This window comes from Halorubrum sp. SD41 (genome assembly GCF_058630335.1).
In genome coordinates, this window is record NZ_JBZVGZ010000003.1 from 77,156 (window position 1) to 102,140 (window position 24,985).

Below are 24,985 nucleotides of genomic sequence, written 5' to 3' on the forward strand. Positions count from 1 at the left end.
TTGCCCTACACGGGTCGGAGAAAGCCATGGTTGACGAGGAACGGATCGGAAAGTACGGTGATAATGTATCTGTACACCGTCCAGCACCTGATGAGGAGAAACATGGGGCCGATGAAACGCCGCAGAATGTTCGTTACTGGGTTGACACTCCAAGAGACCACTATGTGTTCACAAATGAGAAACTGGTTCAAGCTGACCGAACACGTCGGCGAGCCTTGGCGTGGGCTGCGATCATCTCGAAAACAGGTTGTCGAGATGATGAAGCAGATCGAGGATACGTGCCAGTAGCGATTAGTACCCATGGAAAACCGTACGTCGCTGCCTATCTGTTTGCTATCCACGACAAACCGATTGAAGAAATTGCCCACGACATGGGTCTAACGAACAGCACCATCTCACAGTACGTATCCGATGTTGTGAACAGCCGTCGATAGCGATCACTGATGTTTCCCTACATACTAACCGACAATTAACGGTGGTCGCCAAGCCCGGATCCAGAACCGATAGCCGGGGCGGTAGTCGTTTATCCCGTGCGTCCCTGTCCTCCCGTATGCCCGGAGCGATCGACGTGCTACACGTCGACGACGACCCCTCGGTCCTCGACCTCGCGGAGGCGTACTTCGAGCGGGAGCTCGACGCGGTCGCGGTGACGACCGAGACGGACCCGGAGGCCGCGCTCGAACAGCTCGACGAGACGGCCTTCGACTGTATCGTCAGCGACTACGACATGCCCGCGATGGACGGGCTGGAGTTCTTTGAGGCGCTGCGCGAGCGCCACCGGAAGGTACCCTTCGTGCTGTACACCGGTAAGGGGTCCGAGGAGATCGCGAGTCAGGCGCTCAACGCCGGCGTCACCGGCTACTTCCAGAAGGGCGGCCCCGAGCAGCTCCGCCGGCTCGCGAACCGCGTCGACCAGGCCGTCGAGGAGCACCGGACCAAGGAGATCGCCGACCGCTACTCGACGGTCATCGAGGCGCTCGGCTACCCCGTCTACGTCGTCGACGAGACCGGCGTCTTCCGGTTCGTCAACGAGCCGTTCGCCGAGCTCATCGGCTACGACCGCGAGGAGATCATCGGCCGGACGCCAGGGTTCATCAAGGACGACGCCGCGGTCAAGGAGGCCGAAGCGCGGCTCGGCACGATCCTCTCGGACGACGGCCCCGACGTCCAGCACTTCGCGGTCGATATCGTCCCGAAGGAGGGCGACCCGATCCCCTGTCGCGACCACATGGCGGCGCTGCCGTACGAGGGCGACTCCTTCGACGGCAGCGTCGGCATCCTCCGCGACGTCTCCGACGAGCGCGAGCGCCGCGAGGAGCTGGAGACGAAGACCCGCGCGCTCGACGAGGCGCCCGTCGGAATCACCATCACGGACCCCGGGCAGGAGGACAACCCGATGGTGTACGTCAACGACCGGTTCGTCGAGATGACCGGCTACGACCGCGAGGAGTCGATCGGCGTCAACTGCCGGTTCCTTCAGGGCCCGGACACCGAAGCGGAGTCGGTCCGGGCGCTCCGGGAGGCGATCGACGCCGAGGAGTCGACGAGCGTCGAGCTGCTGAACTACCGGAAGGACGGCACGGAGTTCTGGAACCGGGTGAGCGTCGCCCCCATCTGCGACGCGGACGGCACCGTGACGCACTGGGTCGGCTTCCAGGAGGACATCACGGCGTTCAAGGAGCGCGAGGCCGCCCTCGAACGGCAGAACGACCGGCTCGACTCCTTCGCCAGCATCGTCTCGCACGACCTGCGTAACCCCCTCAACGTCGCGCAGGGGCGCGTCCAGCTCGCGCAGGACGCGGCGGCCGACGGGGACGACGAGAACCTGTCCGCCGCGCTCGACGCGCTGGAGCGGATGGAGTCGATCGTCGAGCGCACGCTCACGCTGGCGCGGGAGGGGGAGACCGTCGGCGACCCAGAGCCCGTCGACCTCGCAGACGTCGTCGCCGACAGCTGGTCGACCGTCGACACCGCCGACGCCGCCCTCTCGGTCGAGACCGAGCGCGAGGTGCTCGCCGACCCGGACCGGCTCCGGAACCTCTTCGAGAACCTGATGCGCAACGCGGTCGACCACGTCGGCCCGGACGTCTCGATCCGCGTCGGCGACCTCCCGGACGGCTTCTTCGTCGAGGACGACGGCCCGGGGATCGACCCCGCGGTCGCGGACTCGCTCTTCGAGCCCGGCGAGAGCGGGGCCGCGGGCAACACCGGGTTCGGGCTCGCGATCGTCAAAGAGATCGCCACCGCGCACGGCTGGACGGTCGCGGCGACGACCGGCGAGGACGGCGGCGCGCGGTTCGAGGTCCGCGGGGTCGACAAGCGGACGCCGGCGGCTCACTGAGCCGCCCGACCGGTCGACCGCCTCAGCCGCTCGACTCCGGCGACCGCCGCGGCCTCCGCCCGAAAGCGGATCGACTCCCCCCGTTCAAAAGGGCCTTTATGCTCCGTTTCGAAGCTCCGAGCGAATGGGGTCCCTCTCCGACATCGCCGAGACCGACCGTCGCGTGATCGTTTTGGCGCTCGCGCGGATGGTCGGCGCTGCCGGGAACTCCTTCCTCATCGTCGTCCTCCCGCTGTACATCACCAGCGACGTGGTCGACATCGAGGGACTCCTCGGCGCGGAGGTCGGGGTCGGCGCGGCCGCGGTCACGCTGACCGAGCCGCTGCTCATCGGGGTCGTCCTCTCGCTCTTCGGCTTCCTCAACAGCCTCTCGCAGCCGTTCACGGGACGGCTCTCCGACCGCATCGGCGCGAGACGCCCGTTCGTTCTCGCCGGTATCCTCCTCTTAGGCACCGCGAGCGGGCTGTACACGATCGCGACGAGCTATCCGGCGCTGGTCGCGCTGCGCGCGATCCAGGGGCTCGGCGCGGCGCTCATCATCCCCGCGACGGTCGCCCTCGTCAACGAGTACGCCGCGAGCGACACCGACCGCGGCGGGAACTTCGGGGTGTACAACACGTTCCGGCTCATCGGCTTCGGCTTCGGCCCGGTCCTCGCGGGCGCCGTCGTCGAGGCCGGCCCGTACGACCTCTCGCCGGTCGGGCTCCCGGTCCTCGACGGCTTCGACGCGGCCTTCGTCGCCGCCTGCGCGGGGGCGTACCTCAGCTTCACGCTCGTGTTCCTGCTCGTCCGCGACGCCGACGTCGAGGCCGAGGCGGGCGACGACGTCTCGATCCGGGTCCGCGGCGAGGACCGCCTGCTCGACCCCGTGTTCACGCTGGGGCTCGCGACGGTCGCGATGGGCGCGTGTATCGCGCTGTTCGCGACGCTCCAGAACCAGGTGAACGTCCGCTTAGACCAGGCGCCGATCTGGTTCGGCGCCCAGTTCGCGGCCGTGACGATCGCCAACGTGGTCTTCCAGGTGCCGGTGGGGCGCGCCAGCGACCGGATCGGCCGGCGACCGTTCCTGCTCGCCGGGTTCGTCCTGCTCGTCCCCACGACCTTCCTTCAGGGGATCGTGACGGAGCCCGCGCTGATGATGCTCGTCCGCCTCGGGCAGGGGATCGCGGTCGCGTGCGTGTTCGCCCCGTCGCTCGCGCTCGCCGGCGATCTCGCCCGCGAAGGGGAGTCCGGGACCACCCTCTCCGTGCTCACGATGGGGTTCGGCTTCGGCGTCGCCTTGGGGCCGCTGGCGTCCGGCTGGCTCTACGGCTTCGGCTTCGTCGTCCCCTTCGCGGTCGGGGCCGCGTCCGCCGTGCTCGCGCTGATCGCCGTCTTCACGCAGGTCGAGGAGACGCTGGACGCCGGCGAGGAGCCGGCCGCGGCGGCGGGAGCGGACTGAAGCGGGGACGGGGGGCGGAAAAACGCGCCCGGCACGCGTTCCGCGGGGCAACCGAACCGCACTAACTCGGTTAATCCGATAAAAATCGATTTGACGATGCTTCCGATTTATGCCCCTCGCGGCCGTTACGCCGACTGTAATGCCAGTCTCAAGAAGCCTCCTGGCGGTGCTGGTCGTCTTGCTCGTCGCCGGAAGCGGCGCCGTAGCGACGGGCGTGGCACAGACGGACGCCGGCGCGTCGACGGCGTCGGTGTCCGACCTCGAGATGGACGCGACGGTCGATAACGAGACCGTCACGGTGACCGTCACGGACGGGGGTGACCCCGTGGAGAACGCCTCGATAGGTGTCGAAGGGGAAGAATCGGTTACCCTCACCACCGACGCCGACGGGACCGCGTCGGTCGATCGCTCGGCCCTCTCGGAGGGCGACGAATCGCTCGAGGAGCTCGAAGTCGAGTACGAGTCCGACCACGCGGAGGGCGAGTTGGAGTACGTCGTCGAGGACGGCTCGCTGACCCTCGTCGAGGAGGAGTACGAGTACGAAGTCGATGAGGATGCGGACGACGAGGGCGACGCGGACGATGACGAGGGCGACGCGGACGACGAGAGCGAGGGGGACGACGACGGTGAGGAAGAGGAAGAAGAGGACGAAGAGGAAGAAGAAGAGGACGAAGAGGATGATGAAGACGGTGAAGATAACGAAGACGACGAAGACGACGAGGACGACGGAGACGACTGATATCCCGTAGTTCTCGCCGTCGCACGGACGGCGGGCGCGGTCTTCCTGCCGGGTCCACTCTCGCGTCGACCACGTCCTCCGCGTTCTGCGGGCGACTCCCGTCGGTCCGTACGCAGTCAACAGAGCCAAACCGGTCGCAGTCGAAGCGCTCGGCGTGCCGAGCGACCGCCTCCGCTGCGTCGACTGCCGCGAGCCGATCCCCGCCGACGCGCGGATCTGCCCGCACTGCCGCGCGATCCAGCCGTCGCCGCTGCTCGACGTCGGCGTCGTCGTCGCGGGCGTGTTCGCGCTGCTGTTCGGCGCCGTCCTCGCGGTGATGACCGTCGGGACGAGCCGCCTTCTCGGGTTCCTCCTGCTCGTCGTCGGCTTCGGGCTGGCCGTCGGCGGCTACACGCGCTACATCGACCGGCAGGCCGCGAGCCGGGCGCGGTGAAAGCGGTCGCCCCCGATCCCCCCGACAGCGCGCTTCTCGTCGCCTCGGTCGCGACAATTTAAATACCAGCGGCCGCCACGGTACCCACATGCTCACCCCACTCACCGGCGGCCTGGTCCTCGCGGGGCTGGCGCTCGCGTTCGTCGGCGCGGCGGTCTCCGTCTACGCGGTGACGCTGACGGGGCTGCTCGTCGGCGCCGGCGCCGGCTACCTGTTCGCGCCGAACGTCGTCGGCCTGATCGCGGTCGATGGGGCCGTCCTCACCGCCGGCGCGGTCGCGGTCGGCGGCCTCCTCGGCGGCTTCCTCGCGTACGCCGGGCTCTCGTTCGCGGTCCTCGGGATCGGGGCGATCGTCGGCGGCTTCGCCGGGCGGTTCGCGGTCGGCCCCTTCTACGCCGCCGACGCGGCGGGGATCGAGGGGACGGCGCTGCTCGTCGGCGCGACGCTGGCGGGCGTCGCGGTCGGCGCGCTGTTCGGGTTCGTCCTCACGCGGACGACGCTCGTGGTCTCGACCGCGCTCATCGGCGCGGCGTTCGCCTCGCGGTCGCTGACGCCCGCTGACTTCGAGGCGGCCGCCGCGGAGACGACGGTCCAGCCGCTCCTCTTCGACCTGTCCGCGCCCGCGTTCCTCGCGGTGTTCGTCCTCGGGGCGCTCTCGCAGCTGGGACTGTTCAAGTTCGGCTACGTGACGAAGCTGGTCGGCTCGCTGCCGGGCGCGCGCCGGTGGACGGCGGACGACGACCGCGACGGCGACGCGGACGCGGCCTGATTTCTCGCGGCACATCGCGCTCTCGTGCGCCCTCGCCGTGCCGACGACCGCGCCGACCGCACCGACCGCGCCGTGCGGCGGCCTATCTTTCTACGAGGAGAGAATCCCGGCGTTTACGCCGGGAGTGAATTCGACAACGCTGACCCAATCCCTCACGGACGGCAGGTCGGATATTCCACGCACATCCATACCATTAAGTTAGTTTGTCTACATAGTCTATGTATGGCGATTAAGGCCACACGTACCTACGTTGGTTCCATCCAGAACCACCAACAGGTCTGTGATGGTCTTGATTCGCTCGGAGACTCCGCCTCGAAAATCTGGAACGTCGCACGATGGACAGCCGACCGTATCTGGGACGCAACCGGTGAGATCCCAAACGGTAGTGTGCTGAAATCGTACATGAAAAACCAGTCGTGCTGGAAAGATTTGAACGCACAATCCAGTCAGAAAGTCATCGAAGAACTTTCTGACGCTTTCCAGTCGTGGTTCGACCTGCGACAGAAAGATCAAAAGGTGAATCCGCCCGGCTACCGCAAACACGGCGACACCCGGCCACGTTCCACGGTGACGTTCAAAGAAGACGGGTTCAAACACGATCCTGACAACAATCGGGTCCGACTCTCAAAAGGCTCGAATCTGAAAGAACACTTCTCAGACTTCCTGCTTTGCGAGTACCAGACCCGGCCAGACGTTGACCTCTCGGAAGTCAACAGCGTACAGAATGTTCGTGCCGTCTGGAACGGTGACGAATGGGAACTTCATTTCGTGTGTAAGGTCGAACTCGAAACAGTGGATTCAGCTGGCGACGGCATCGCAGGGATCGACCTCGGCATCACAAACATCGCCACGGTCGCGTTCCCCGATGAATACGTGTTGTACCCCGGTAATTCGCTCAAAGAAGACAAACACTACTTCACCAGAGCCGAGTACGACACCGAGGGAGAGAGTGGCCCATCAGAGCAGTCGAGGTGGGCGCGTCGGAAACTCTCCGAACGTGAGACACACTACTACCACACGCTGACGGACGCCATCATTACGGAGTGTGTCGAACGCGGTGTCGGTACGCTCGCGGTGAGTTGGCCTGAAGACGTGCGTGAGTCAGATTGGGGCAAGACCGGTAACAAAAAGCTCCACTCGTGGCCGTTCGACCGCATCTACCAGTACCTCGAATACAAAGGCGAGATGCGCGGTGTGGAGGTGCTGAAAGAGAACGAGTGGAACACCTCGAAAACGTGTTCCCGCTGTGGAGACGACACGAAGTCGAACCGCGTCGAACGTGGACTGTACGTCTGCTCGTCGTGCGAGTTGGTAGCCAACGCGGATTGTAACGGGGCGGAGAATATGCGTCAGAAGATAACTCCGAGTCCTCACGGCGAGGATAGGAGTAACGGCTGTGTGGCACAGCCATCGACACACTTGTTCGACCGCGAGAGCGGGACGTTTCACACGAGAGAACAGGTCGTGTCGTAGACCAGCAAATATCCCACCTGCGGGACGGGAAGCCTCGCCGTTTACGGCGAGGAGGATGTCACTCGTACTCGTAGAACCCTCGCCCCGTCTTCTTTCCGAGGTCGCCGGCCTCCACCTTGCGCTTGAGGAGGTAGGCGGGCTTGTAGCGGTCGCCCAGCTCGTCGTGGAGCGTCTCGCTGGCGTCGAGCGCCACGTCGAGGCCGATGTGGTCGGCGAGTTCGAGCGGGCCCATCGGGACGTTCGTGCCGAGCTTCATGCCGCGGTCGATGTCGCCCTTCTCGGCGACCCCTTCGTCGTACGCGCGAATTCCCTCGTTTATCCACGGCATCAGGATCCGGTTGGTGACGAAGCCGGGCTTGTCGTCCGCCTCCCACGTCTCCTTGCCGAGGTCCTCGGCGAAGGCGTGCGCGAAGTCGACGACCGCGGGGTCGGTCCGTTCGCCCACCACGACCTCGACGCCGTCCATGATCGGGACGGGGTTCATGAAGTGGAGGCCGACCACGTCGCTCGCGCGGTCGGTCGCGCTCGCGACGCTCGTGATCGACAGCGTGGAGGTGTTCGTCGCGAGGACGACGTCGCCGTCGGTGACGCGGTCGAGGTCGGCGAACACGTCGCGTTTCACGTCGAGGTCCTCGACCACGGCCTCGACCGCGAGGTCGGCGTCGGCGAGGTCGCCGAGATCGGTCGTGCCCGCGATCCGGTCGCGGATCGCCGCGGGCTCCTCGTCGAGCGCGTCCTTCCCGGCCAGCCGGTCGAGGCTGTCTTCGACGCTGTCGAGGCCGCGCTCGACGTACTCGGGCTCGACGTCGCGCATCACCACGTCGTAGCCCGCGGTCGCCGCGACCTGCGCGATCCCGTTGCCCATCGTCCCGGCGCCGACGACGCCGACGACGTCCACCTCGGAGAGTTCTCGCATGCGGACCGCTGCCGCGCCGCGGGTGGTAAGTATTGCGGAAGCCGGGTCGGTTCGCGCTCCGTTCGAAGAAATTAACAATTTGAGTAGTAACGAATCCCCACGCTCTATCGCTCGTTGCTCGCCTCGAAACGCCCCTCAGACGGCGTCTCTGTTTCTTTACACTCGGTGAAACGACCATAGCCCTTTTTACGTATGTAACTGAACTACGAACCGATGCTTCCTCACGCCGCCGACGACATCTCGCGCGACGGCAAATCGCTCATCCTCGCGTACGACCACGGGCTCGAACACGGGCCGGTCGACTTCGAGCCGAACCCGGACACGGCGGACCCGGAGCGGATCTTCGAGCTCGCCACCCACGAGGCGGTCACCTCGCTGGCCGTCCAGAAGGGGCTCGCGGAGGCGTACTACCCCGACTACGAGGACGAGGTCAACCTCCTGTTGAAGCTCAACGGGACCTCGAACCTCTGGATGGGAGAGCCGGACAGCGCGGTCAACTGCACGGCGGAGTACGCGGCCGAGCTAGGCGCGGACGCGGTCGGGTTCACCGTCTACGGCGGGTCGAACCACGAGGTCGAGATGGCCGAGGAGTTCCGCGAGGCGCAGGAGGGCGCCCGCGAACACGACATGGCCGTCGTCATGTGGTCGTACCCGCGGGGGCAGGGGCTCCGCAACGACGGGAGCCCGGACGTGATCTCGTACGGCGCGCGGCTCGGTCTGGAGCTCGGCGCCGACGTGGTGAAGGTGAAGTACCCCGGCTCCGCCGAGGCGATGGGCGACGCAGTCGAGATGGCCGGCCCCGCGGACGTCGTCATGTCCGGCGGAACGATGCGCGACGACGAGGCGTTCCTCCGGAACGTCTCGAACGCCATCGACGCGGGCGCCACCGGTATCGCCGTCGGCCGCAACGTCTTCCAGCGCGACGAGCCCGAGCGCATCCTCGACGCGCTGGAGGCCGTGATCTTCCAGGAGGTCGATCCGGCCGAGGCGCTGGCCATCGCCGAGAGCGACGACTGATGTCCGACTCCGACCCTCGCGCCGACGGCGGCCCCGCCGACTCGACCGTCGCGGCCGTCTTCGACGCGGTCGCGGCGACCGCCCCCGAGATCCGCGCCGCGCTCCCCGGCCGCCGCGTCGAGAGCGGGACGGAGAACGCCTCCGGCGAGTCGGTGCTGGCCGGCGACCTGTACGCCGACGAGCTGCTCGGCGAGGCGATCACCGCGATCGACGGCGTCGGCTCGTTCGTCAGCGAGGAGCGCGAGGAAGCGGTCGACGCGGGCGGCGCCGTGGGGAGCGGGCCGGACGACGCGTACGCGGTCGCGATCGACCCCCTCGACGGCTCCTCGAACCTCCGGTCGAACAACGCGATGGGGACCGTCGTCGGGATCTACGACGCCCCGCTGCCCGCGAGCGGCCGGGACCTCGTCGCCGCGGGATACGTCCTCTACGGCCCGATCACGACGATGGTCGTCGCCGACGAGGCGGGCGTCCGCGAGGAGGTCGTCGAGCGCGACGGCGGCGGTGAGGACGGTCCGGCAGTCTCGCGGTCGGTCGTCGAGGCCGACCTGACGCTCCCGAAGGACCCGACCGTCTACGGGTTCGGCGGTCGGGTGCCCGACTGGCCCGCCGACTTCCGCGCGTTCGCCCGCTCGATCGAGGACGACCTGAAGCTCCGCTACGGCGGCGCGATGGTCGGCGACGTGAACCAGGTGCTCACCTACGGCGGGGTGTTCGCGTACCCCGCGCTCCGGAGCGCGCCCGAGGGGAAGCTCCGGCTCCAGTTCGAGGCGAACCCGATCGCGTACATCGTCGAGCGCGCCGGCGGCGCCTCCTCGGACGGAACCGGCTCGATCCTCGACGTCGAGCCCGAGGCGGTCCACCAGCGCGTCCCGCTGTACGTCGGCGACGAGGCGCTGATCGAGCGGCTGGAAGCCGCCGTCGACGCGGACTGAGCCGGGCCGCTCCGCAGCCCCCGAGGCTCGGTCCCGTCGTCCGACGCCCGCCGCCGATCCCGCATGGAAAACTGTTTAGGACTCTCCGCAAATCTTGCGTCCATGAAAGTCCACGTCGGCGCGGCGGCGACCCCCGAGGAGGCCGAGGCGATAGCGAAGTCGCTCGCCGAGCACCTCGGCGTCGACGTCGACGTCCACATCGAGGGCGAGGAGACGCCGCTCGCCAGCGCCGAGCCGTCCGAGCCGAGCTACCCGCTCGACGACGACCTCGGCCCCACGGACCGGGAGCGCGACCTCCGCGCCGAGATCGCCGACATCCGCGAGGGCGGCCCGGAGAAGTACCGCGACCGGCTCTCCGAGCAGGGGAAGCTGTTCGTCCGCGACCGCCTCGACCTCTGGTTCGGCGGCGAGGGCGGGACGAAGGGGGCCGGCGACGCGAGCGCGGCCGACGGCGACCCGGCCGGGGTGAAGTTCGAGGACGGGAAGTTCGCCGCGTTCGACGACTGGCACCCGGACGCGCCCGGACGCGGCGATGACGCGGACGGGGAGGACGATGCGGGCGACGGCGACCGCCTCCCCGGCGACGGGCTACTGACGGGCGCGGCCGAGTTCGAGGGGCGCGACGTCCACTTCATGGCCAACGACTTCACGGTGAAGGCGGGGTCGATGGCGTCGAAGGGCGTCGAGAAGTTCCTCCGGATGCAACAGCGCGCGCTGAAGACCGGCAACCCCGTCCTCTACCTGATGGACTCCTCGGGCGGCCGGATCGACCAGCAGACCGGCTTCTTCGCCAACCGCGAGGGGATCGGGAAGTACTACTACAACCACTCGATGCTGTCGGGCGCCGTCCCGCAGATCTGCGTCCTCTACGGCCCCTGTATCGCCGGCGCCGCCTACACGCCCGTCTTCGCCGACTTCACGGTGATGGTCGAGGACATATCCGCGATGGCGATCGCCTCGCCGCGGATGGTGGAGATGGTCACCGGCGAGGAGATCGACTTAGAGGAGCTCGGCGGCCCGCGCGTCCACGCCGAGGAGTCCGGCTCCGCGGACCTGGTCGCGCGCGACGAGGAGCACGCCCGCGAGCTGGTCGCGGACCTGATCGGCTACCTCCCGGACCGAGCGGGCGAGAAGCCGCCGCGACGCGAGACGAAGCCGCCGAAGTTCTCGCCCGACGGGATCGACGAGCTGATCCCGGAGGCGCCGAACCGGCCGTACGACGTTCACGACCTCATCGACCGGATCGCGGACGCCGAATCCGTCTTCGAGCTGAAGGAGGGGTACGGCCCGGAGATCGTCACGGCGTTCTGCCGGATCGACGGGCGGCCCGTCGGCGTCGTCGCCAACCAGCCGACCGAGCGCTCCGGCGCCATCTTCCCGGACGCGGCGGAGAAGGCCGCGGAGTTCATCTGGACCTGCGACGCCTACGAGATCCCCCTGCTGTACCTCTGTGACACCCCCGGCTTCATGGCCGGGTCGCAGGTGGAGAAGGACGCCATCCTAGAGAAGGGGAAGAAGATGATCTACGCCACCTCGTCGGCGACGGTGCCGAAGCAGACCGTCGTCGTGCGGAAGGCGTACGGCGCGGGCATCTACGCGATGGGCGGGCCCGCCTACGACCCCGAGAGCGTGGTCGGGCTCCCCTCGGGCGAGATCGGAATCATGGGCCCCGAGGCCGCGATCAACGCGGTCTACGCCCGCAAGCTCGCCGAGATCGACGACCCCGAGGAGCGCGCGGCCGAGGAACAGCGCCTGCGCGAGGAGTACCGCGAGGGGATCGACGTCCACCGGATGGCCAGCGAGGTCGTCATCGACGAGATCGTGCCGCCCTCCGACCTCCGCGCCGAGCTGGCCGCGCGCTTCGACTTCTACGAGGACGTTCGGAAGGACCTGCCCGACAAGAAGCACGGGACGGTGCTGTGACGTCAGTGACCCACGACTGAAGTCGTGGGCTTGTCAGTGGACTCCCCTTCTGTCGTCGAATCGACGCTAGCGGTGAATCCGCCGTTCAGGTTCAGCGTCCCTGACTTCAGCGCACACTGACAGGGTGCGCCTCCACTCGAAGACGTCTGCCCCGAGTGGAGACGTTTTAGTAGTTTCCGAGCGGTGTTCTTGCTCGCGTTGTAGTCCGCGTTCAGCTCGTACTCGCACTTCTGACACGCAAACTGGTGTTTCGAGCGCCGATTCCTCTCGTGCGTGAAGCCGCACTTCGAACACCGCTGAGACGTATATGCGGGACTCACCTGCTCGACTTCGATATCGAGCATCTCGGCTTTGTACTCGACGTACTCGTACAAGCGCCGGAACGCCCACGCGTGGAATCTCTTCGCACGAGCCATCCGATCACGGATATCTGTCAGGTTCTCGAACGCGACGTGTGTACACCCGTGATCGCGAGCTTCGTCGAGAATCTGGTTGGAAGCACGGTGGAGTTCGTCCTGTATCCAGCGGTGTTCGCGGTCGTCCATCGACTGGATCGACAGGTGTGCCGACCGCGTACCCGTCTGTTGCATCGACCCGCGCGTCTTCTCGAACTCGCGGCGTCGATGATTCATCTCGTCGGCGTTCCCGATGAACGCGCCCGTCGACGTCACGGCGAGCGAGCCGTCCACGTTCAAGTCGACGCCAAGGACTGTTCTGTGCTTGGCGTCAGAAGACGCAGCCGCGGACTGCTCGTGTTCGTCTGTGGTGCGGCGCATTCGCGCGTGGAGGTAGAACGCCTCACTCGAGCGGTCGTACTGGAGCGTGGACATCCGGAACTCGTAGTCCCCGTTCAGCAGGTACTCGCCGATCGGTGTTCCCTCGGGATCGTCAGGGATTATATACTCACACTCGACGCGCCCGTTCACCGTGGAAAGAGAGACGTGGTCGCGGTGGAACGTCGCGCTGCGTTTGTCGTAGACCACGCTCCACGCGTCGAAGTGCGGTTGGCTGGTAGTTTTGCCCTTTTTGAGTCGGGCGACACCGCTTTTCGTGGCCTCGATAGCGCGTCGAATTCCCTTCTGAACGAGGTTCGCCGTTAACTCCGTTTCGTCGCGAATTCGGTCGTAGAGCGCGTTTTCGGCCTGTTGTTTCGAGGTAACGCAATGCTCGTCCGGATGTCGCCACGCCCACGCTGCGGTCGTGTTCGCACAGTGGAGGAACTGCTCTTTGGTCTGATGGAGGTCGTCGCACCGCTCGTCGGGCACGTCGAGTTTGACTTTGACGGTGCGAATCACATCCCCCATCTGTATCTCACATATTAATCTATTTGTTCATAAATTCTGCGACTGGTAGTGGGGAGTCAGGGTGCTATCGCTCGTGGTATGTTGCGGGGAGTGTCGGATTCCTCCCACGGTTGAAGCCGTGGGCTTCTTCCTCGTTCCTCTGTGATCGACGAGGGAGCCACCGCGCCCGACTTCGCCACTCCCGCCGTCTCGAACGGGAGCGCCGCCGAACTCGCGCTGTTCCGGCTCGTCGAGGCGCACGAGGCGGTCGCCGTGCTGTTCGCGCCCGCGACGTTCGTGCCGACGTGTACGGCCGAGTTCGCCGCGGTCCGCGACGCCGGCTGGAGCGCCCGCGACGACCTCGCCGTCGCCGCGCTCACGGGCGACTCGCTGTACGCGGCGTTCGCGTACGTCGACCGGTTCGACCTCCCGTTCTCCGTCGTCGCCGACTTCCACGGCGGCGTCGCCGAGTCGTACGACCTGCTCGCCGAGTCGTGGGAGGGCCACTCCGAGATCCCGCGCCGCGCGACGGTCGTGGTCGACGGCGATTGGACGGTCCGGTTCGCCGAGGCGACCGACGACGCGCTGGACCGCGCCGACCCGGCCCCGGTTCAGCGCGCGACCGAGACCCTCCGCGAGGTCGGGGTCGACGCCGACCGCCCGCGGGTGGAGTACGACGCGGACTGGGAGCGGTGACATCGTCGAGCCCGCCGGTCCGGCGGGTCCGCCCGGCCGCGGGCACCTGCGGGGTTATTTGACGCCCCCGGACGGAGGGGCGGATATGGATGCCGCCTTCGCGGAGTACCTCGACGAGTTCACGCGCCGGGACTGGGAGACGCTCGACCCCGGCGCCGTCACCGACCCCGTGCGAGTCGCGGTCGTCGGCCTCGGCTGGTTCGCGCGCGAGTGGGCGCTGCCCGGCATCGCGCGGTCGGCATATACCGAGGCGGCCGTCGTCACCGACGTCGACGCCGCGGCCGTCGAGGCGGTCGCCGCCGAGCGCGACGTGACCGGCGTGACGCCCGAGGCGTTCCGCGCCGGCGACGCCGCGGACGCGTACGACGCGGTCTATATCGCCACGCCGAACGCGACCCACCTGGAGTACGTCGAGGCCGCCGCGGCGCAGGGGAAGGCCGTCCTCTGCGAGAAGCCGCTGGAGGTGACGCCGGAGCGCGCCCGTCGACTCGTGGCGGCGTGCCGCGACGCCGACGTCCCGCTGATGGTCGGCTACCGGATGCAGACCGACCCCGCCGTCCGGCGGCTCCGCGACCTCCTCGACGCGGGCGTCGCGGGCGAGGTGGTCGGCGTCCACGCGACGATGTCGCAGACGATGCTGGGCGAGCTCGGCAGCGACGCGGACCAGTGGCGGCTCGACCCCGAGCTCTCCGGCGGCTGCGCGGTCATGGACCTCGGTGTGTACCCGCTCAACACGACCCGGTTCGTCCTCCGCGAGGACCCGGTCCGGGTGTCGGGCCGCACCCGCTCGGAGCACGAGGCGTTCGCCGAGGTCGACGAGCACGCCACCTTCCGGCTGGAGTTCCCCGGCGACGTCGACGCCTTCTGTACGGTGAGTCAGAACGCACAGCACGCGAGCCGGCTGGAGGTCACCGGGACGGAGGCCCGACTAATCTTAGACCCCGCGTTCTACGAGCGCGAGGACCGCGGGTTCGCGGTCGTCCGCGACGGGACCCGGGTCGACCTCGACTTCGACCAGGTCCACCAGATCGAAGCGGAGTTCGCGTACTTCGGCCACCAGCTCCTCGCTGGCGAGCCGTTCCACGCCGACGGCGAGCACGCCCTGACGGACATGGAGGCGCTCGCCGGCGTCTACGAGTCGGCCGAGGCGGGGGAGCCGGTGGTGCTCGACGGAGACTGATTCCGCTTCGGGCTACTGCTCGATCCCGTACACGTCGCTCGTCCAGTCGCGGGCCGGGGTGTCGTACACCGGCGCGTCGCGGTCGCGCTCGTCGAGGCGGCGCCGGTCGGTGTCGTCGAGCTTCCAGTCCGTCTCGGCGTTCGCTCGGACGTGGTCCGGGGTCGACGAGCGCGGGAGCGGAACGACGCCGCGGTCGACCGCCCACCGGATCACGACCTGCGCCGGGTGCTTGTCGTACTTCTCCGCCAGCTCGGCGACGACCTCGTCGCCGAACACGTCCGTCCGCGCGAGCGGCGCCGCCGCCTCGACCACGGTGTCGGACTCGCGGCAGTAGTCGACGAGGTCCGGTCGCTGGAGCCACGGATGGAACTCGATCTGGTTGACCGCGATCGGCACGTCCGAGACGTGATGGGCGCAGCTCAGCTGGTAGGCGCTGAAGTTCGAGACGCCGACGTCGCGGACGAGCCCGCGGTCGCGCAGCTCCGCCATCGCGCGGAGGGTCTCGCGCAGCGAGATGGCGGGGTTGGGCCAGTGGATGAGGTATAAATCGATGTAGTCGACCCCGAGCCGGTCGAGCGACGCCTCGCACGAGTCGATCACCGACTCGTAGTTGAGGTTCTTCGCGAGCACCTTCGAGGTGAGGAACACGTCCTCGCGGTCGACGCCGCTCGCGGCGAGCGCGTCGCCGACGGCCGCCTCGTTGTGATACCCCTCGGCCGTGTCGATGTGCGTGTACCCGGCGTCGAGCGCCGCGCGCACGCTGTCGGCCGTCTCGCCGTCGTTGAGGTCGTACGTGCCGAGTCCGAGCGCCGGCAGCTCTGCGCCGCTCGGCAGCGTCTTCGTTGGTACGGTCACACGAACGCCTTCGGGGGATCGCCGATTGAAACTACCGGTCGGGGAACCCGCCTCGGTCGCGGTTCTCGATGACTGCGTAGCGGTATTTAAATCGCAGGCGGAGTTGCTCGGCAGTTTATAAATGACAGGCGGTGGCGCGTGCCTGCGAGGCCGCTCCGCGGCCGAGCAGCACGCGCGAGGGAGTCGGTCGCCGAGCGAAGCGACGGCGACCGACGAGGCTGGGGAGGCGTGAGGTGCGGTTGCTGTGCGGGGCGGGACTCAAAGGGGCAGTCGCGAGGGCGAAGCACGGCGACGCAAGCACCGCAGGGAGCGAACGAAGTGAGCGACCGAGGAGCGCAGCGAGCCGCGCGAGCCCTCGCGGCTGGGGCTTTGGAGGGGTTCGCAGCCGATCTGCTGGCATCCATTTATAAGCAAAGTACCGGGATTTTGGCGGAGTGTTCCGTCGTCCCGTCGCCCGTTTATAAATGACTGATAGCGTTCAAATCTCGCGGAGATTTCTCTCACTACGTTCGAGAAATGCACCGGCCGAGATTTGAACTCGGGTTGCAACCATGGCAAGGTTGCGTGATACCACTACACTACCGGTGCGTGCTTCGCATTCGATCGTAGCCCGGGTCGGAGATATAAGGGTTCCGAACGACGGTCGGCGGAAGGGTCATCGGTGCCGCGTCCGCATGTAGACCCGAACTCGAACGATGGCCGACTCCCCCGACCGCATCGACAGACGCACCGCCCTCCGCGCGGCCGGCGGCCTCGCCGGAGCGACCGCCCTCCCGACCCTTTCGGGCTGTCTCGGCAACACCGGCGGCGACGGGACCGACGACCCCGTCGACGCCCCGCCCGACGACGGCGGCGACGTCGACTACGCGGTCGAGACCGTCGCCGAGGGGTTCGAGAACCCGTGGGGGCTCGCATTCCTGCCCGACGACGGCCGCCTGCTCGTCACCGAACGGCCCGGCCGACTCTCGCTCGTCGACCCCGCGGACGGGACGGTCGAGGCGGTCGCGGGCGCACCCGACGTGTTCGCGGAGGGCCAGGGCGGGCTGCTCGACGTCGCGGTCCACCCCGACTACCCCGACGACGCGCGCGCCTACCTCACCTACTCGGCGGCCGCGGCGGACTCGCCCGCCGGCGACGGCGCGGACGGCGCGACGACCCACGTCGGCGTCGGTCGGCTCTCGCTCGACGACGACGCGCCCGCACTCGACGACTTCGAGGCGATCTTCGCGGCCGAGCCGTTCCGCGACACGAACCTCCACTTCGGATCGCGGGCGACGTTCGGCCCCGAGGGGTCGCTGTTCGTCACGGTCGGCGACCGGCGCGACACCGACTTCGGGCCGGACCACGTCTCGCAGGACCGGTCGAACGAGCTGGGCGCGACGCTCCGCCTGACCCCGGACGGGGGCGCCCACCCGGACAACCCCTTCGTCGACGACCCCGACGCGGCCGACGCGCTCTACAGCTACGGCCACCGCAACCCGCAGGCGATGGCGGTGCGACACGAGACAGACGCGCTCTGGCAGTGCGAGCACGGCGAGCGCGACGGCGACGAGATCAACGTCGTCGAGCGCGGCGGCAACTACGGCTGGCCGATCGCGAGCGAGGCGTGCCGCTACGGGACGGACGACCCCGTCGCGCCGGGCCACGACGAACGCGACGACGTGATCGCGCCGGTCCACTACTGGCCCTGCGGCTCCGGCGGCTTCCCGCCGAGCGGGGCCGTCTTCTACGACGGCGACGCGTTCCCGGAGTGGCGCGGCGACCTGTTCGCGGGCACGCTCGCGGCGCAGTACCTCGGGCGGTTCACGGTCGACGGCGACGGCCTCGACGCGACCGTGACCGAGCGCGACCCGCTGCTCGACGACCGGGACTGGCGGATGCGCGCGGTCGCGGTCGAGCCGACGACCGGCCACCTGTACGTCGCGGTCGACGCGGTCGACGCGCCGGTCGCGCGGATCGTTCCGGCGTGAGAGTTCGGTGCCCCGAGAGCGATCCGTGCGAATGGTTCGCTCGGATCTGTGGGGCGATTCGGCCGCCAGACCCCGTGTGAACGCGGCACAGCCGAAAATCGGGACCGCTATCCTTTTACGGTGGCGTCCGGAATCGAGGGGTACAGTCTCGCCACGATGCGTACCGAAGACGGACTCACGATATGTGTTCCGTCTTCGGTCGTCCGGGAGGCCGAGGACGACCGCGAGGCGACTCGCAAACTCGGCTACGTCGCCCGTGCGGCGGCGGTGTTCCGGGCGGATCGGCTCGTCGTCTTCCCCGACCGGGAGGGCGACGGCCGACGGGGCGGGGAGTACGTCCGCACCGTGCTGGGGTACGCCGCGACGCCGCCGGAGCTCCGGAAGGACCTCTGGGGGCAGCGCGACGAGCTCCGGTACGTCGGCGTGCTCCCCCCGCTCCGCGTGCCGTGGCGGACCGGCTCGACCCCTAGCGGGGGAGAGTCGAAAACACAGGGACTCGTGACCGAGGTCGGACCTGAAGGCCGCGTCCGGGTCAATTCCCCGCTGCGGGAACACCCGATCTCCCTGCTCGTCCCCTCCGGAATGGAGGTCGAGCAGGGGGAGCGCGTCACCATCAGGGTCTCTTCGAGAGAACCGGTCCGCGCCCGCATCGCCGGGAAGCCCGAGGAGGGTTTCCAGGTCGTGGCCGCGGACCTGTCGGAAGCGCTCGCCGGCGACGGACTGGCCGTCGCGACGTCGCGACACGGAGAATCGCTCTCCGTCTCGCGGCTCGGCGACCTCGTCTCGGACGCCCGCGAGGCCGGCGGTTACACCGTCGCCTTCGGGGCGCCCGAGCGGGGGCTTCCGGAGATGCTCGGGCTTTCGCCCGACCGCATTCGGGCGGCCGTCGCCGACGGCCGCTCGGTCGAACCCGATCCGGGGTTCGACCTCTGGCTGAACACGATCCCGGCACAGGCGAGCGAGGTCGTCCGGACGGAGGAGGCTCTGTTCGCGACCCTCGGCTCGCTCACACTCACGGAGTAAACACATGCCACAACCAAGCCGACCACGAAAAGGCTCGCTGGGCTACGGCCCGCGCACCCGCGCAGACAGCGAGGTGCCGCGCATCCGTTCGTGGCCAGACGACGACGGGGCCCCTGCGCTGCAGGGATTCGCCGGCTACAAGGCCGGGATGACCCACGTCATGATGGTCAACGACGAGGCGAACTCGCCGCGTGAAGGGATGGAAGAGGCCGTCCCCGTCACCGTCGTCGAGACGCCGCAGATGTACGCCGTCGCAGTCCGAGCCTACGAGGACACGCCGTACGGACAGAAGCCGGTCGAAGAGGTCTGGGCGACCGAGTTCCACGAGGAGCTCGACCGCGCGCTCGACCTCCCGGCCGAAGAAACATTCGAGGAGGACGCCGACGAGCTGCGCGCGCTGCTCGACGACGACGTCGTCGACGACGTGCGCGTCATCACGCACACGGCCCCCTCGGACCTCGCGAACGTCCCCAAGAAGAAGCCCGACGTCATGGAGACGCGCGTCGGCGGCGGCTCCTTAGAGGAGCGCGCCGACTTCGCGCTGGACCTGGTCGCCGAAGGCGGCGCCCACGAGTTCGGCGACGTCTTCCGCGCCGGCCAGTACACCGACGTCTCCGGCATCACGAAGGGGAAGGGGACGCAGGGTCCCGTCAAGCGCTGGGGCGTTCAGAAGCGGAAGGGCAAACACGCCCGCCAGGGATGGCGGCGCCGGATCGGCAACCTCGGTCCGTGGAACCCCTCCCGCGTCCGCTCCACCGTGCCCCAGCAGGGGCAGACCGGCTACCACCAGCGCACCGAGCTCAACAAGCGCCTCATCGACTTCGGCGAGGGCGACGACGCCTCCGTCGACGGCGGCTTCGTCAACTACGGCGAGGTCGACGGCGAGTACGCGCTCGTCAAGGGCTCGCTGCCCGGACCGGACCAGCGCCTGCTACGACTCCGCCCGGCCATCCGGCCGAACGACCAGCCGCGCCTCGACCCCGAGGTCCGGTACGTTTCCACCGAATCCAACCAGGGATAACCAATGAACGCAACAGTACACGACCTGGACGGCGACGAGGCGGGCAGCGTCGAGCTGCCGGCCGTCTTCGACACCGCGTTCCGACCGGACCTCATCGGTCGCGCGGTCGGCGCCGCCCAGGCAAACCGGAAGCAGGCCTACGGGGCCGACGAGTTCGCCGGGCTGCGGACGCCCGCCGAGTCGTTCGGCTCCGGCCGCGGGCTCGCGCACGTGCCACGTTCCGAGAACGTCGCCCGCCGCGTCCCGCACGCCGTGTCGGGCCGCGCCGCGCACCCGCCGAAGGCCGAGAAGGACCAGACGAAGAGCCTCAACGACAAGGAGCGACAGCTCGCGATCCGGTCGGCCATCGCGGCCACGACCGACGCCGAGCTCGTCGCCGAGCGCGGTCACGCGTTCGACGAGGACCTCGACCTCCCGCTCGTCGTGAGCGACGAGTTCGAGGACCTGAAGAAGACCCAGGAGGCCCTGGGCGTGCTCGAGGCCGTCGGCGTCGACGCCGACATCGAGCGCTCCGAGGAGGGCCGCTCCGTCCGCGCCGGACAGGGGAAGGCCCGCGGCCGCAAGTACCGCCAGCCCAAGTCCGTCCTCGTCGTCACCAGCGAGGAGCCGTCGCGCGCCGCCCGCAACCTCGCGGGCGTCGACGTCGCGACCGCTCGCGAGGTCAACGCGGAGGACCTCGCGCCCGGCGCGCACCCGGGCCGACTCACGCTGTGGACCGAAAGCGCCGTCTCGGAGGTGGCGGACCGATGAACTCGATCATCGAGCATCCGATCGTCACCGAGCAGGCGATGAACGAGATGGACTTCAACAACAAGCTGCTGTTCCTCGTCGACGTGGACGCGACCAAACCGGAGATCGAGTCCGAGGTCGCCGAGCGCTACGACGTGGGCGTCGTCAACGTGAACACGCAGGTGACGCCGCAGGGCGAGAAGAAGGCGATCGTCACCCTGTCCGCGGACGACGACGCGACCGAAATCGCCTCGCGCATCGGGGTGTTCTGAGATGGGACGACGAATTCAAGGACAACGGCGCGGACGCGGCGGCCCGACGTTCCGGGCCCCCTCCCACCGTTACAAGGCGGAACTGTCGCACAAGAAGCTCGAAGACGTGGACACGATCACCGGCGAGATCGTCGGGATCGAACACGACCCGGCCCGCTCGGCCCCCCTCGCGGAGGTCGAGTTCGAGGACGACGACCGTCGGCTCGTGCTCGCGCCGGAAGGCGTGCGCGTGGGCGAGACGATTCAGGTCGGCGTCTCGGCCGAGATCAAGCCGGGCAACACGCTCCCGCTGGCGGAGATCCCCGAGGGCGTCCCGGTCTGTAACGTCGAGAGCAACCGCGGGGACGGCGGGAAGTTCGCGCGCGCCTCCGGCGTGTCGGCGACGCTTCTCACCCACGACCGCGACGTCGCGGTCGTCCAGCTCCCCAGCGGCGAAGTGAAGCGACTCGACCCCCAGTGCCGCGCCACGATCGGCGTGGTCGCGGGCGGCGGCCGGACGGAGAAACCCTTCGTCAAGGCCGGCAACAAGCACCACAAGATGAAGGCGCGCGGCACCAAATACCCGCGCGTGCGCGGCGTCGCGATGAACGCCGTCGACCACCCCTTCGGTGGCGGTGGTCGCCAACACCCCGGCCAGCCGAAGTCCGTCTCGCGGAACGCTCCGCCGGGACGCAAGGTCGGTGACATCGCATCCAAGCGCACCGGACGAGGTGGCAACAAATGAGTTCAGACTACCGAACCGGCCGCGAGGGCAAGGAGTTCGCCTACCGCGGTCACTCGCTCGACGAGCTGCAGGAGATGGACGTAGACGATGTCGCGGAACTGCTCCCCGCACGCCAGCGGCGAAGCATCGTTCGCGGACTCGGCACCGAACAGCAGAAGCTGCTGGAGACGGTCCGGAGCCGCGACAAGGAGACGACGGCGGACGACCCGATCCGGACGCACCTGCGCGACATGCCGGTGCTGCCGGAGTTCGTCGGCGTCACCTTCGCCGTGTACAACGGACACAGCTTCGAGCGCGTTCAGGTCGAGCCCGAGATGATCGGCCACTACCTGGGCGAGTTCCACCTGACGCGAAGCACCGTCGAACACGGCCAGGCCGGCATCGGCGCGACCCGGTCCTCGAAGTTCGTGCCCCTCAAGTAACCCATGGGAATCAACTACAGCGTCGAGGCCGACCCGGAGACCACCGCCAAGGGGATGCTCCGCGACCGGCCCATCAGCGTGAAGGACAGCAAGGAGATCTCCCGAGAGATCAAAGGCGAGACGGTCGCCGACGCGGAGGAGTTCCTCCAGGAAGTGATCGACGAGGAGACCTCGGTGCCGATGCGCCAGCACAACGCCGGCGCGGGTCACCGCTCCGACATCGACGGCTGGGACGCGGGACGGTACCCCGAGAAGGCCGCCAAGGACTTCCTGAAGCTCTTAGAGAACGTCAGGAACAACGCCGACGAACAGGGGTTCGACGGCGAGGAGATGGTCATCAAACACGTCGCCCCCCACAAGGTCGGCGAGCGGCCCGGCCGGAACCCCCGCGCCGCGGGCGCGACGGAGTGGAACACCACCCTCGCGGACGTCGAACTGATCATCGAGGAGCCGGAGGCTGACAACTAATGGCTGACGAACACCAATTCATCGAGGACGGCCTGCGCCGTTCCCAGATCAACGAGTTCTTCGCGGACGAGCTCGGCCGCGCCGGCTACGGCGGGATGGACGTCGCCCAGACGCCGATGGGCACCCAGATCGTCTTAAAGGCCGAAAAGCCCGGCATGGTGATCGGGAAGGGCGGGAAGAACATCCGCAAGATCACCACCGAGCTCGAGGAGCGCTTCGACATGGACGACCCGCAGATCGACGTTCAGGAGGTCGACGAGCCCGACCTGAACGCCCAGATCGTCGCGGACCGTCTCGCGAACGCCTTAGAACGCGGCTGGTACTTCCGGAAGGCCGGTCACACGACGATCGACCGGATCATGGACGCGGGCGCGCTGGGCGCCGAGATCGTCCTGAGCGGGAAGGTCACCGGCGCGCGCTCGCGCGTCGAGAAGTTCAACCGCGGCTACATCAAGCACAACGGCGAGCCCGCCGAGGAGGTCGTCGACCACGGCCAGGGCGTCGCCGTCATGAAGCTCGGGACGATCGGCGTCAACGTGAAGATCATCCCGCCGGGCGCGACGCTCCCGGACGACTTCGACGTCCGCGAGGACGCCGAAGTCCCGGAGGTCGAGCAGGCGGCGGTCGACGCCGACGCCGACGAGGGCGTCGAGTCGCTCCTCGAGGAGGAGCCCGAGGAGGTGCCCGACGTGGGCGACGACGAGGACGTCGACGTCCCCGACGAGGACCCCACGGACGTCATCGACGAGGAGGTCGTCGAAGAGGTCGTCGAGGAGACGCAGGAGACGGCCGACGAGGCGACGGACGTCGCCGCGGAGGAACCGGTCGACGAGGACGTCGACGCCGACGAGCTCGACGAACTCGACGAAGAGATCGAGTCCGAGGCGGCCGACCTCGTCGCGGAGATGGAGGCGGCCGACGAGGAAGCCGAGGAGGACGAGTAAATGGCGATCCTCTACACCGACGAGATCCGCGACATGACCGCGGCGGAGCGGGAGGTCGAACTCGAAGAGCTCGAGACCGAGCTGCTCAACTCGAAGGCGCAGCGGGCCGCCGGCGGCATGCCGGAGAGCCCGGGCCGCGTCAACGAGCTGAAGAAGACCATCGCGCGGATCAAGACGATCCAGGCGGAAGAAGGCGACTTCGACGACGAACAGTGAGATGATCTCCCCCGACAACATCGTTCGACACGAGCTCGTCGGCCTCCCGGTTCGGGTGGCCGACGCCGACAGCGACGCCCACGTTGGCGTCGCCGGTCGCGTGCTCGACGAGACGTTCGGCACCCTCGTGGTCCGGACGGCGTCGGGGGACAAGCGCGTGCCCAAGTCGGGCGCGACGTTCGAGTTCGGCGTCGTCGAGACGCCGACCGCTCGCACAGATGAAGCCGCCGGCGACGGACAGTCGCCGGGGTCCGCGTCCCAACTCGGGTCGGATACTACGGGGGTCCGCCCCCGTCAGTCTGGCCCGTCCGGGTCCGAAAGCGTCGTCACCGGTGACGGCGCGGGTCCGGCGAGCCGACGAGGCGAGTGCAAAGACGCGGTCTACGCGACGGTGGATGGCGATCGGTTGCGGCATCGGCCCGCCGAACGCACCGAACGAGGTGCCACACAATGGCGATAGGAATCGACGTACCCACGCCTCCGGAGCCAGACAACCCGGAGGATTACGACTACGAGAAGTGCCCGTTCTACGGGCAGCTCTCCGTCCGCGGCCAGACCCGCGAGGGGACGGTCGTGTCGACGGATATGGAAAAGACCGTCATCGTCGAGCGAGAGTACGACGTGTTCGTACCGAAATACGACCGGTACATGAAGCGTCGCTCGCGCATCCCGGCCCACGTGCCGGGCGTGCTCGACTCGCTCGAAGTCGGTGACGAAGTGACGATCGCGGAGACGCGACCGCTCTCGAAGACGAAGTCCCACGTCGTCGTCGAGATCCGCTCGGGTGATCAGTGATGGAGGCGCTCAAGGCCGACGTCACGCAGGGGCTCTCGAAGGGCTCGCTGATCACGTGCGCCGACAACACCGGCGCCCGTGAGCTGAAGGTCATCTCCGTGTCGGGTTACTCCGGCACGAAGAACCGCCACCCGAAGGCGGGGATCGGCGACAAGGTGACCGTCTCGGTCACCAAAGGGACCCCGGAGATGCGGCGGCAGGTGCTGGAGGCGGTCGTCGTCCGCCAGCGTAAGCCGATCCGCCGTCCGGACGGCACGCGCGTGAAGTTCGAGGACAACGCGGCCGTCATCATCGACGACCTCGAGGAGCCGCGGGGCACGGAGATCAAAGGCCCCGTCGCCCGCGAGGTCGCCGAACGGTTCGGGAGCATCGCCTCGACCGCGACGATGATCGTCTAACT

General features: G+C 68.1%; 28 protein-coding genes and 1 tRNA gene. 25 read left to right on the top strand and 4 right to left on the bottom strand.

Translation table 11 applies throughout. From position 1 onward, the window contains the following. Window positions 1-26 precede the first annotated feature (26 nt). The 7 genes from AC4NMM_RS01845 (at window position 27) to AC4NMM_RS01875 (ending at window position 7,196) form a co-directional block, all read left to right on the top strand. On the top strand, window positions 27-434 hold the full coding sequence (locus tag AC4NMM_RS01845) for a hypothetical protein (protein WP_491923392.1): 408 nt from the start codon (window positions 27-29) through the stop codon (window positions 432-434). A 116-nt stretch (window positions 435-550) separates the two neighbouring features. After that, window positions 551-2,341: a hybrid sensor histidine kinase/response regulator gene (locus AC4NMM_RS01850; protein ID WP_491923393.1), complete on the top strand. Its 1,791-nt coding sequence runs from the start codon at window positions 551-553 to the stop codon at window positions 2,339-2,341. Between the two features lie 124 nt (window positions 2,342-2,465). Beyond that, entirely contained in the window at window positions 2,466-3,782 is a 1,317-nt protein-coding gene (locus tag AC4NMM_RS01855; protein ID WP_491923394.1) for an MFS transporter, read from the top strand. Between the two features lie 139 nt (window positions 3,783-3,921). Then, on the top strand, window positions 3,922-4,521 hold the full coding sequence (locus AC4NMM_RS01860; RefSeq protein WP_491923395.1) for a hypothetical protein: 600 nt from the start codon (window positions 3,922-3,924) through the stop codon (window positions 4,519-4,521). Window positions 4,522-4,675: 154 nt separating this feature from the next. After that, the gene (locus AC4NMM_RS01865; RefSeq protein ID WP_491923396.1) at window positions 4,676-4,954 is read left to right on the top strand and encodes a zinc ribbon domain-containing protein; all 279 of its coding nucleotides are present in this window, start codon (window positions 4,676-4,678) and stop codon (window positions 4,952-4,954) included. An 88-nt stretch (window positions 4,955-5,042) separates the two neighbouring features. Next, window positions 5,043-5,723: a phosphate ABC transporter permease gene (locus AC4NMM_RS01870; protein ID WP_096394476.1), complete on the top strand. Its 681-nt coding sequence runs from the start codon at window positions 5,043-5,045 to the stop codon at window positions 5,721-5,723. A gap of 222 nt (window positions 5,724-5,945) precedes the next feature. Further along, window positions 5,946-7,196 (top strand): RNA-guided endonuclease InsQ/TnpB family protein, encoded by a 1,251-nt coding sequence (locus AC4NMM_RS01875; protein ID WP_096394477.1) that lies wholly within the window; start codon window positions 5,946-5,948, stop codon window positions 7,194-7,196. Window positions 7,197-7,254: 58 nt separating this feature from the next. Here the strand turns inward: AC4NMM_RS01875 and AC4NMM_RS01880 are convergent, their stop codons facing one another. Next, entirely contained in the window at window positions 7,255-8,112 is an 858-nt protein-coding gene (locus AC4NMM_RS01880) for a 3-hydroxyacyl-CoA dehydrogenase family protein (RefSeq protein ID WP_491923397.1), read from the bottom strand. Window positions 8,113-8,325: 213 nt separating this feature from the next. Here AC4NMM_RS01880 and AC4NMM_RS01885 point away from each other — a divergent pair, with 213 nt between their 5' ends. The 3 genes from AC4NMM_RS01885 (at window position 8,326) to AC4NMM_RS01895 (ending at window position 11,987) form a co-directional block, all read left to right on the top strand. Beyond that, the gene (locus AC4NMM_RS01885; protein ID WP_491923398.1) at window positions 8,326-9,129 is read left to right on the top strand and encodes a class I fructose-bisphosphate aldolase; all 804 of its coding nucleotides are present in this window, start codon (window positions 8,326-8,328) and stop codon (window positions 9,127-9,129) included. After that, window positions 9,129-10,064, top strand: coding sequence for a class 1 fructose-bisphosphatase (locus AC4NMM_RS01890; RefSeq protein ID WP_491923399.1), 936 nt, complete (start codon window positions 9,129-9,131; stop codon window positions 10,062-10,064). The genes AC4NMM_RS01885 and AC4NMM_RS01890 overlap by 1 nt, the downstream gene beginning before the upstream one ends. Before the next feature lie 102 nt (window positions 10,065-10,166). Further along, on the top strand, window positions 10,167-11,987 hold the full coding sequence (locus AC4NMM_RS01895) for an acyl-CoA carboxylase subunit beta (RefSeq protein WP_491923400.1): 1,821 nt from the start codon (window positions 10,167-10,169) through the stop codon (window positions 11,985-11,987). A gap of 2 nt (window positions 11,988-11,989) precedes the next feature. Here the strand turns inward: AC4NMM_RS01895 and AC4NMM_RS01900 are convergent, their stop codons facing one another. Continuing rightward, window positions 11,990-13,291, bottom strand: coding sequence for an RNA-guided endonuclease InsQ/TnpB family protein (locus tag AC4NMM_RS01900; protein WP_096394482.1), 1,302 nt, complete (start codon window positions 13,289-13,291; stop codon window positions 11,990-11,992). Window positions 13,292-13,432: 141 nt separating this feature from the next. On the opposite strand from AC4NMM_RS01900, the gene AC4NMM_RS01905 reads away from it, so the two are divergent. After that, complete coding sequence (locus tag AC4NMM_RS01905) at window positions 13,433-13,966, top strand: redoxin domain-containing protein (protein WP_096394483.1); 534 nt, start codon at window positions 13,433-13,435, stop codon at window positions 13,964-13,966. An 85-nt stretch (window positions 13,967-14,051) separates the two neighbouring features. Continuing rightward, window positions 14,052-15,146, top strand: a complete 1,095-nt coding sequence (gene gfo6 / locus AC4NMM_RS01910; protein ID WP_096394484.1) for a D-xylose 1-dehydrogenase Gfo6 — start codon at window positions 14,052-14,054, stop codon at window positions 15,144-15,146. Between the two features lie 12 nt (window positions 15,147-15,158). Here the strand turns inward: gfo6 and AC4NMM_RS01915 are convergent, their stop codons facing one another. Together AC4NMM_RS01915 and AC4NMM_RS01920 are read right to left on the bottom strand one after the other, a co-directional pair. Then, a complete protein-coding gene (locus AC4NMM_RS01915; protein ID WP_491923401.1) occupies window positions 15,159-16,001 on the bottom strand; it encodes an aldo/keto reductase in 843 nt (280 codons plus the stop codon). A gap of 517 nt (window positions 16,002-16,518) precedes the next feature. Next, window positions 16,519-16,589, bottom strand: a tRNA-Gly gene (locus tag AC4NMM_RS01920). 107 nt (window positions 16,590-16,696) lie between these two features. Between AC4NMM_RS01920 and AC4NMM_RS01925 the strand changes: the two genes are divergently transcribed. The 13 genes from AC4NMM_RS01925 to AC4NMM_RS01985 all read left to right on the top strand — a co-directional run bounded on the left by AC4NMM_RS01925 (window position 16,697) and on the right by AC4NMM_RS01985 (window position 24,983). Then, window positions 16,697-17,971: a PQQ-dependent sugar dehydrogenase gene (locus AC4NMM_RS01925; RefSeq protein ID WP_491923402.1), complete on the top strand. Its 1,275-nt coding sequence runs from the start codon at window positions 16,697-16,699 to the stop codon at window positions 17,969-17,971. Window positions 17,972-18,127: 156 nt separating this feature from the next. After that, on the top strand, window positions 18,128-18,994 hold the full coding sequence (locus tag AC4NMM_RS01930) for a putative RNA uridine N3 methyltransferase (protein ID WP_096396233.1): 867 nt from the start codon (window positions 18,128-18,130) through the stop codon (window positions 18,992-18,994). Window positions 18,995-18,998: 4 nt separating this feature from the next. Beyond that, on the top strand, window positions 18,999-20,015 hold the full coding sequence (locus AC4NMM_RS01935) for a 50S ribosomal protein L3 (protein WP_491923403.1): 1,017 nt from the start codon (window positions 18,999-19,001) through the stop codon (window positions 20,013-20,015). A 3-nt stretch (window positions 20,016-20,018) separates the two neighbouring features. After that, window positions 20,019-20,765, top strand: coding sequence for a 50S ribosomal protein L4 (gene rpl4p / locus AC4NMM_RS01940; RefSeq protein WP_096394488.1), 747 nt, complete (start codon window positions 20,019-20,021; stop codon window positions 20,763-20,765). Continuing rightward, window positions 20,762-21,016 (top strand): 50S ribosomal protein L23, encoded by a 255-nt coding sequence (locus AC4NMM_RS01945; RefSeq protein WP_004597450.1) that lies wholly within the window; start codon window positions 20,762-20,764, stop codon window positions 21,014-21,016. Before rpl4p ends, AC4NMM_RS01945 begins: the two co-directional genes overlap by 4 nt. Before the next feature lies 1 nt (window position 21,017). After that, complete coding sequence (locus tag AC4NMM_RS01950; RefSeq protein ID WP_026046261.1) at window positions 21,018-21,740, top strand: 50S ribosomal protein L2; 723 nt, start codon at window positions 21,018-21,020, stop codon at window positions 21,738-21,740. Next, window positions 21,737-22,162 carry a 30S ribosomal protein S19 gene (locus AC4NMM_RS01955; RefSeq protein WP_491923404.1) on the top strand — a complete coding sequence of 142 codons (426 nt, stop codon included), beginning with the start codon at window positions 21,737-21,739 and terminating at the stop codon, window positions 22,160-22,162. Before AC4NMM_RS01950 ends, AC4NMM_RS01955 begins: the two co-directional genes overlap by 4 nt. A 3-nt stretch (window positions 22,163-22,165) precedes the next feature. Next, on the top strand, window positions 22,166-22,630 hold the full coding sequence (locus AC4NMM_RS01960) for a 50S ribosomal protein L22 (protein WP_096394489.1): 465 nt from the start codon (window positions 22,166-22,168) through the stop codon (window positions 22,628-22,630). Further along, window positions 22,630-23,574 (top strand): 30S ribosomal protein S3, encoded by a 945-nt coding sequence (locus AC4NMM_RS01965; RefSeq protein WP_096394490.1) that lies wholly within the window; start codon window positions 22,630-22,632, stop codon window positions 23,572-23,574. Before AC4NMM_RS01960 ends, AC4NMM_RS01965 begins: the two co-directional genes overlap by 1 nt. After that, window positions 23,575-23,790, top strand: a complete 216-nt coding sequence (rpmC, locus tag AC4NMM_RS01970; RefSeq protein WP_004597441.1) for a 50S ribosomal protein L29 — start codon at window positions 23,575-23,577, stop codon at window positions 23,788-23,790. A gap of 1 nt (window position 23,791) precedes the next feature. Then, the gene (locus tag AC4NMM_RS01975; RefSeq protein ID WP_096394491.1) at window positions 23,792-24,250 is read left to right on the top strand and encodes a ribonuclease P protein component 1; all 459 of its coding nucleotides are present in this window, start codon (window positions 23,792-23,794) and stop codon (window positions 24,248-24,250) included. Continuing rightward, on the top strand, window positions 24,241-24,585 hold the full coding sequence (locus AC4NMM_RS01980) for a 30S ribosomal protein S17 (RefSeq protein ID WP_006114464.1): 345 nt from the start codon (window positions 24,241-24,243) through the stop codon (window positions 24,583-24,585). The genes AC4NMM_RS01975 and AC4NMM_RS01980 overlap by 10 nt, the downstream gene beginning before the upstream one ends. Beyond that, window positions 24,585-24,983: a 50S ribosomal protein L14 gene (locus tag AC4NMM_RS01985; RefSeq protein WP_004597429.1), complete on the top strand. Its 399-nt coding sequence runs from the start codon at window positions 24,585-24,587 to the stop codon at window positions 24,981-24,983. The genes AC4NMM_RS01980 and AC4NMM_RS01985 overlap by 1 nt, the downstream gene beginning before the upstream one ends. The last annotated feature ends 2 nt before the right edge of the window (window positions 24,984-24,985 follow it).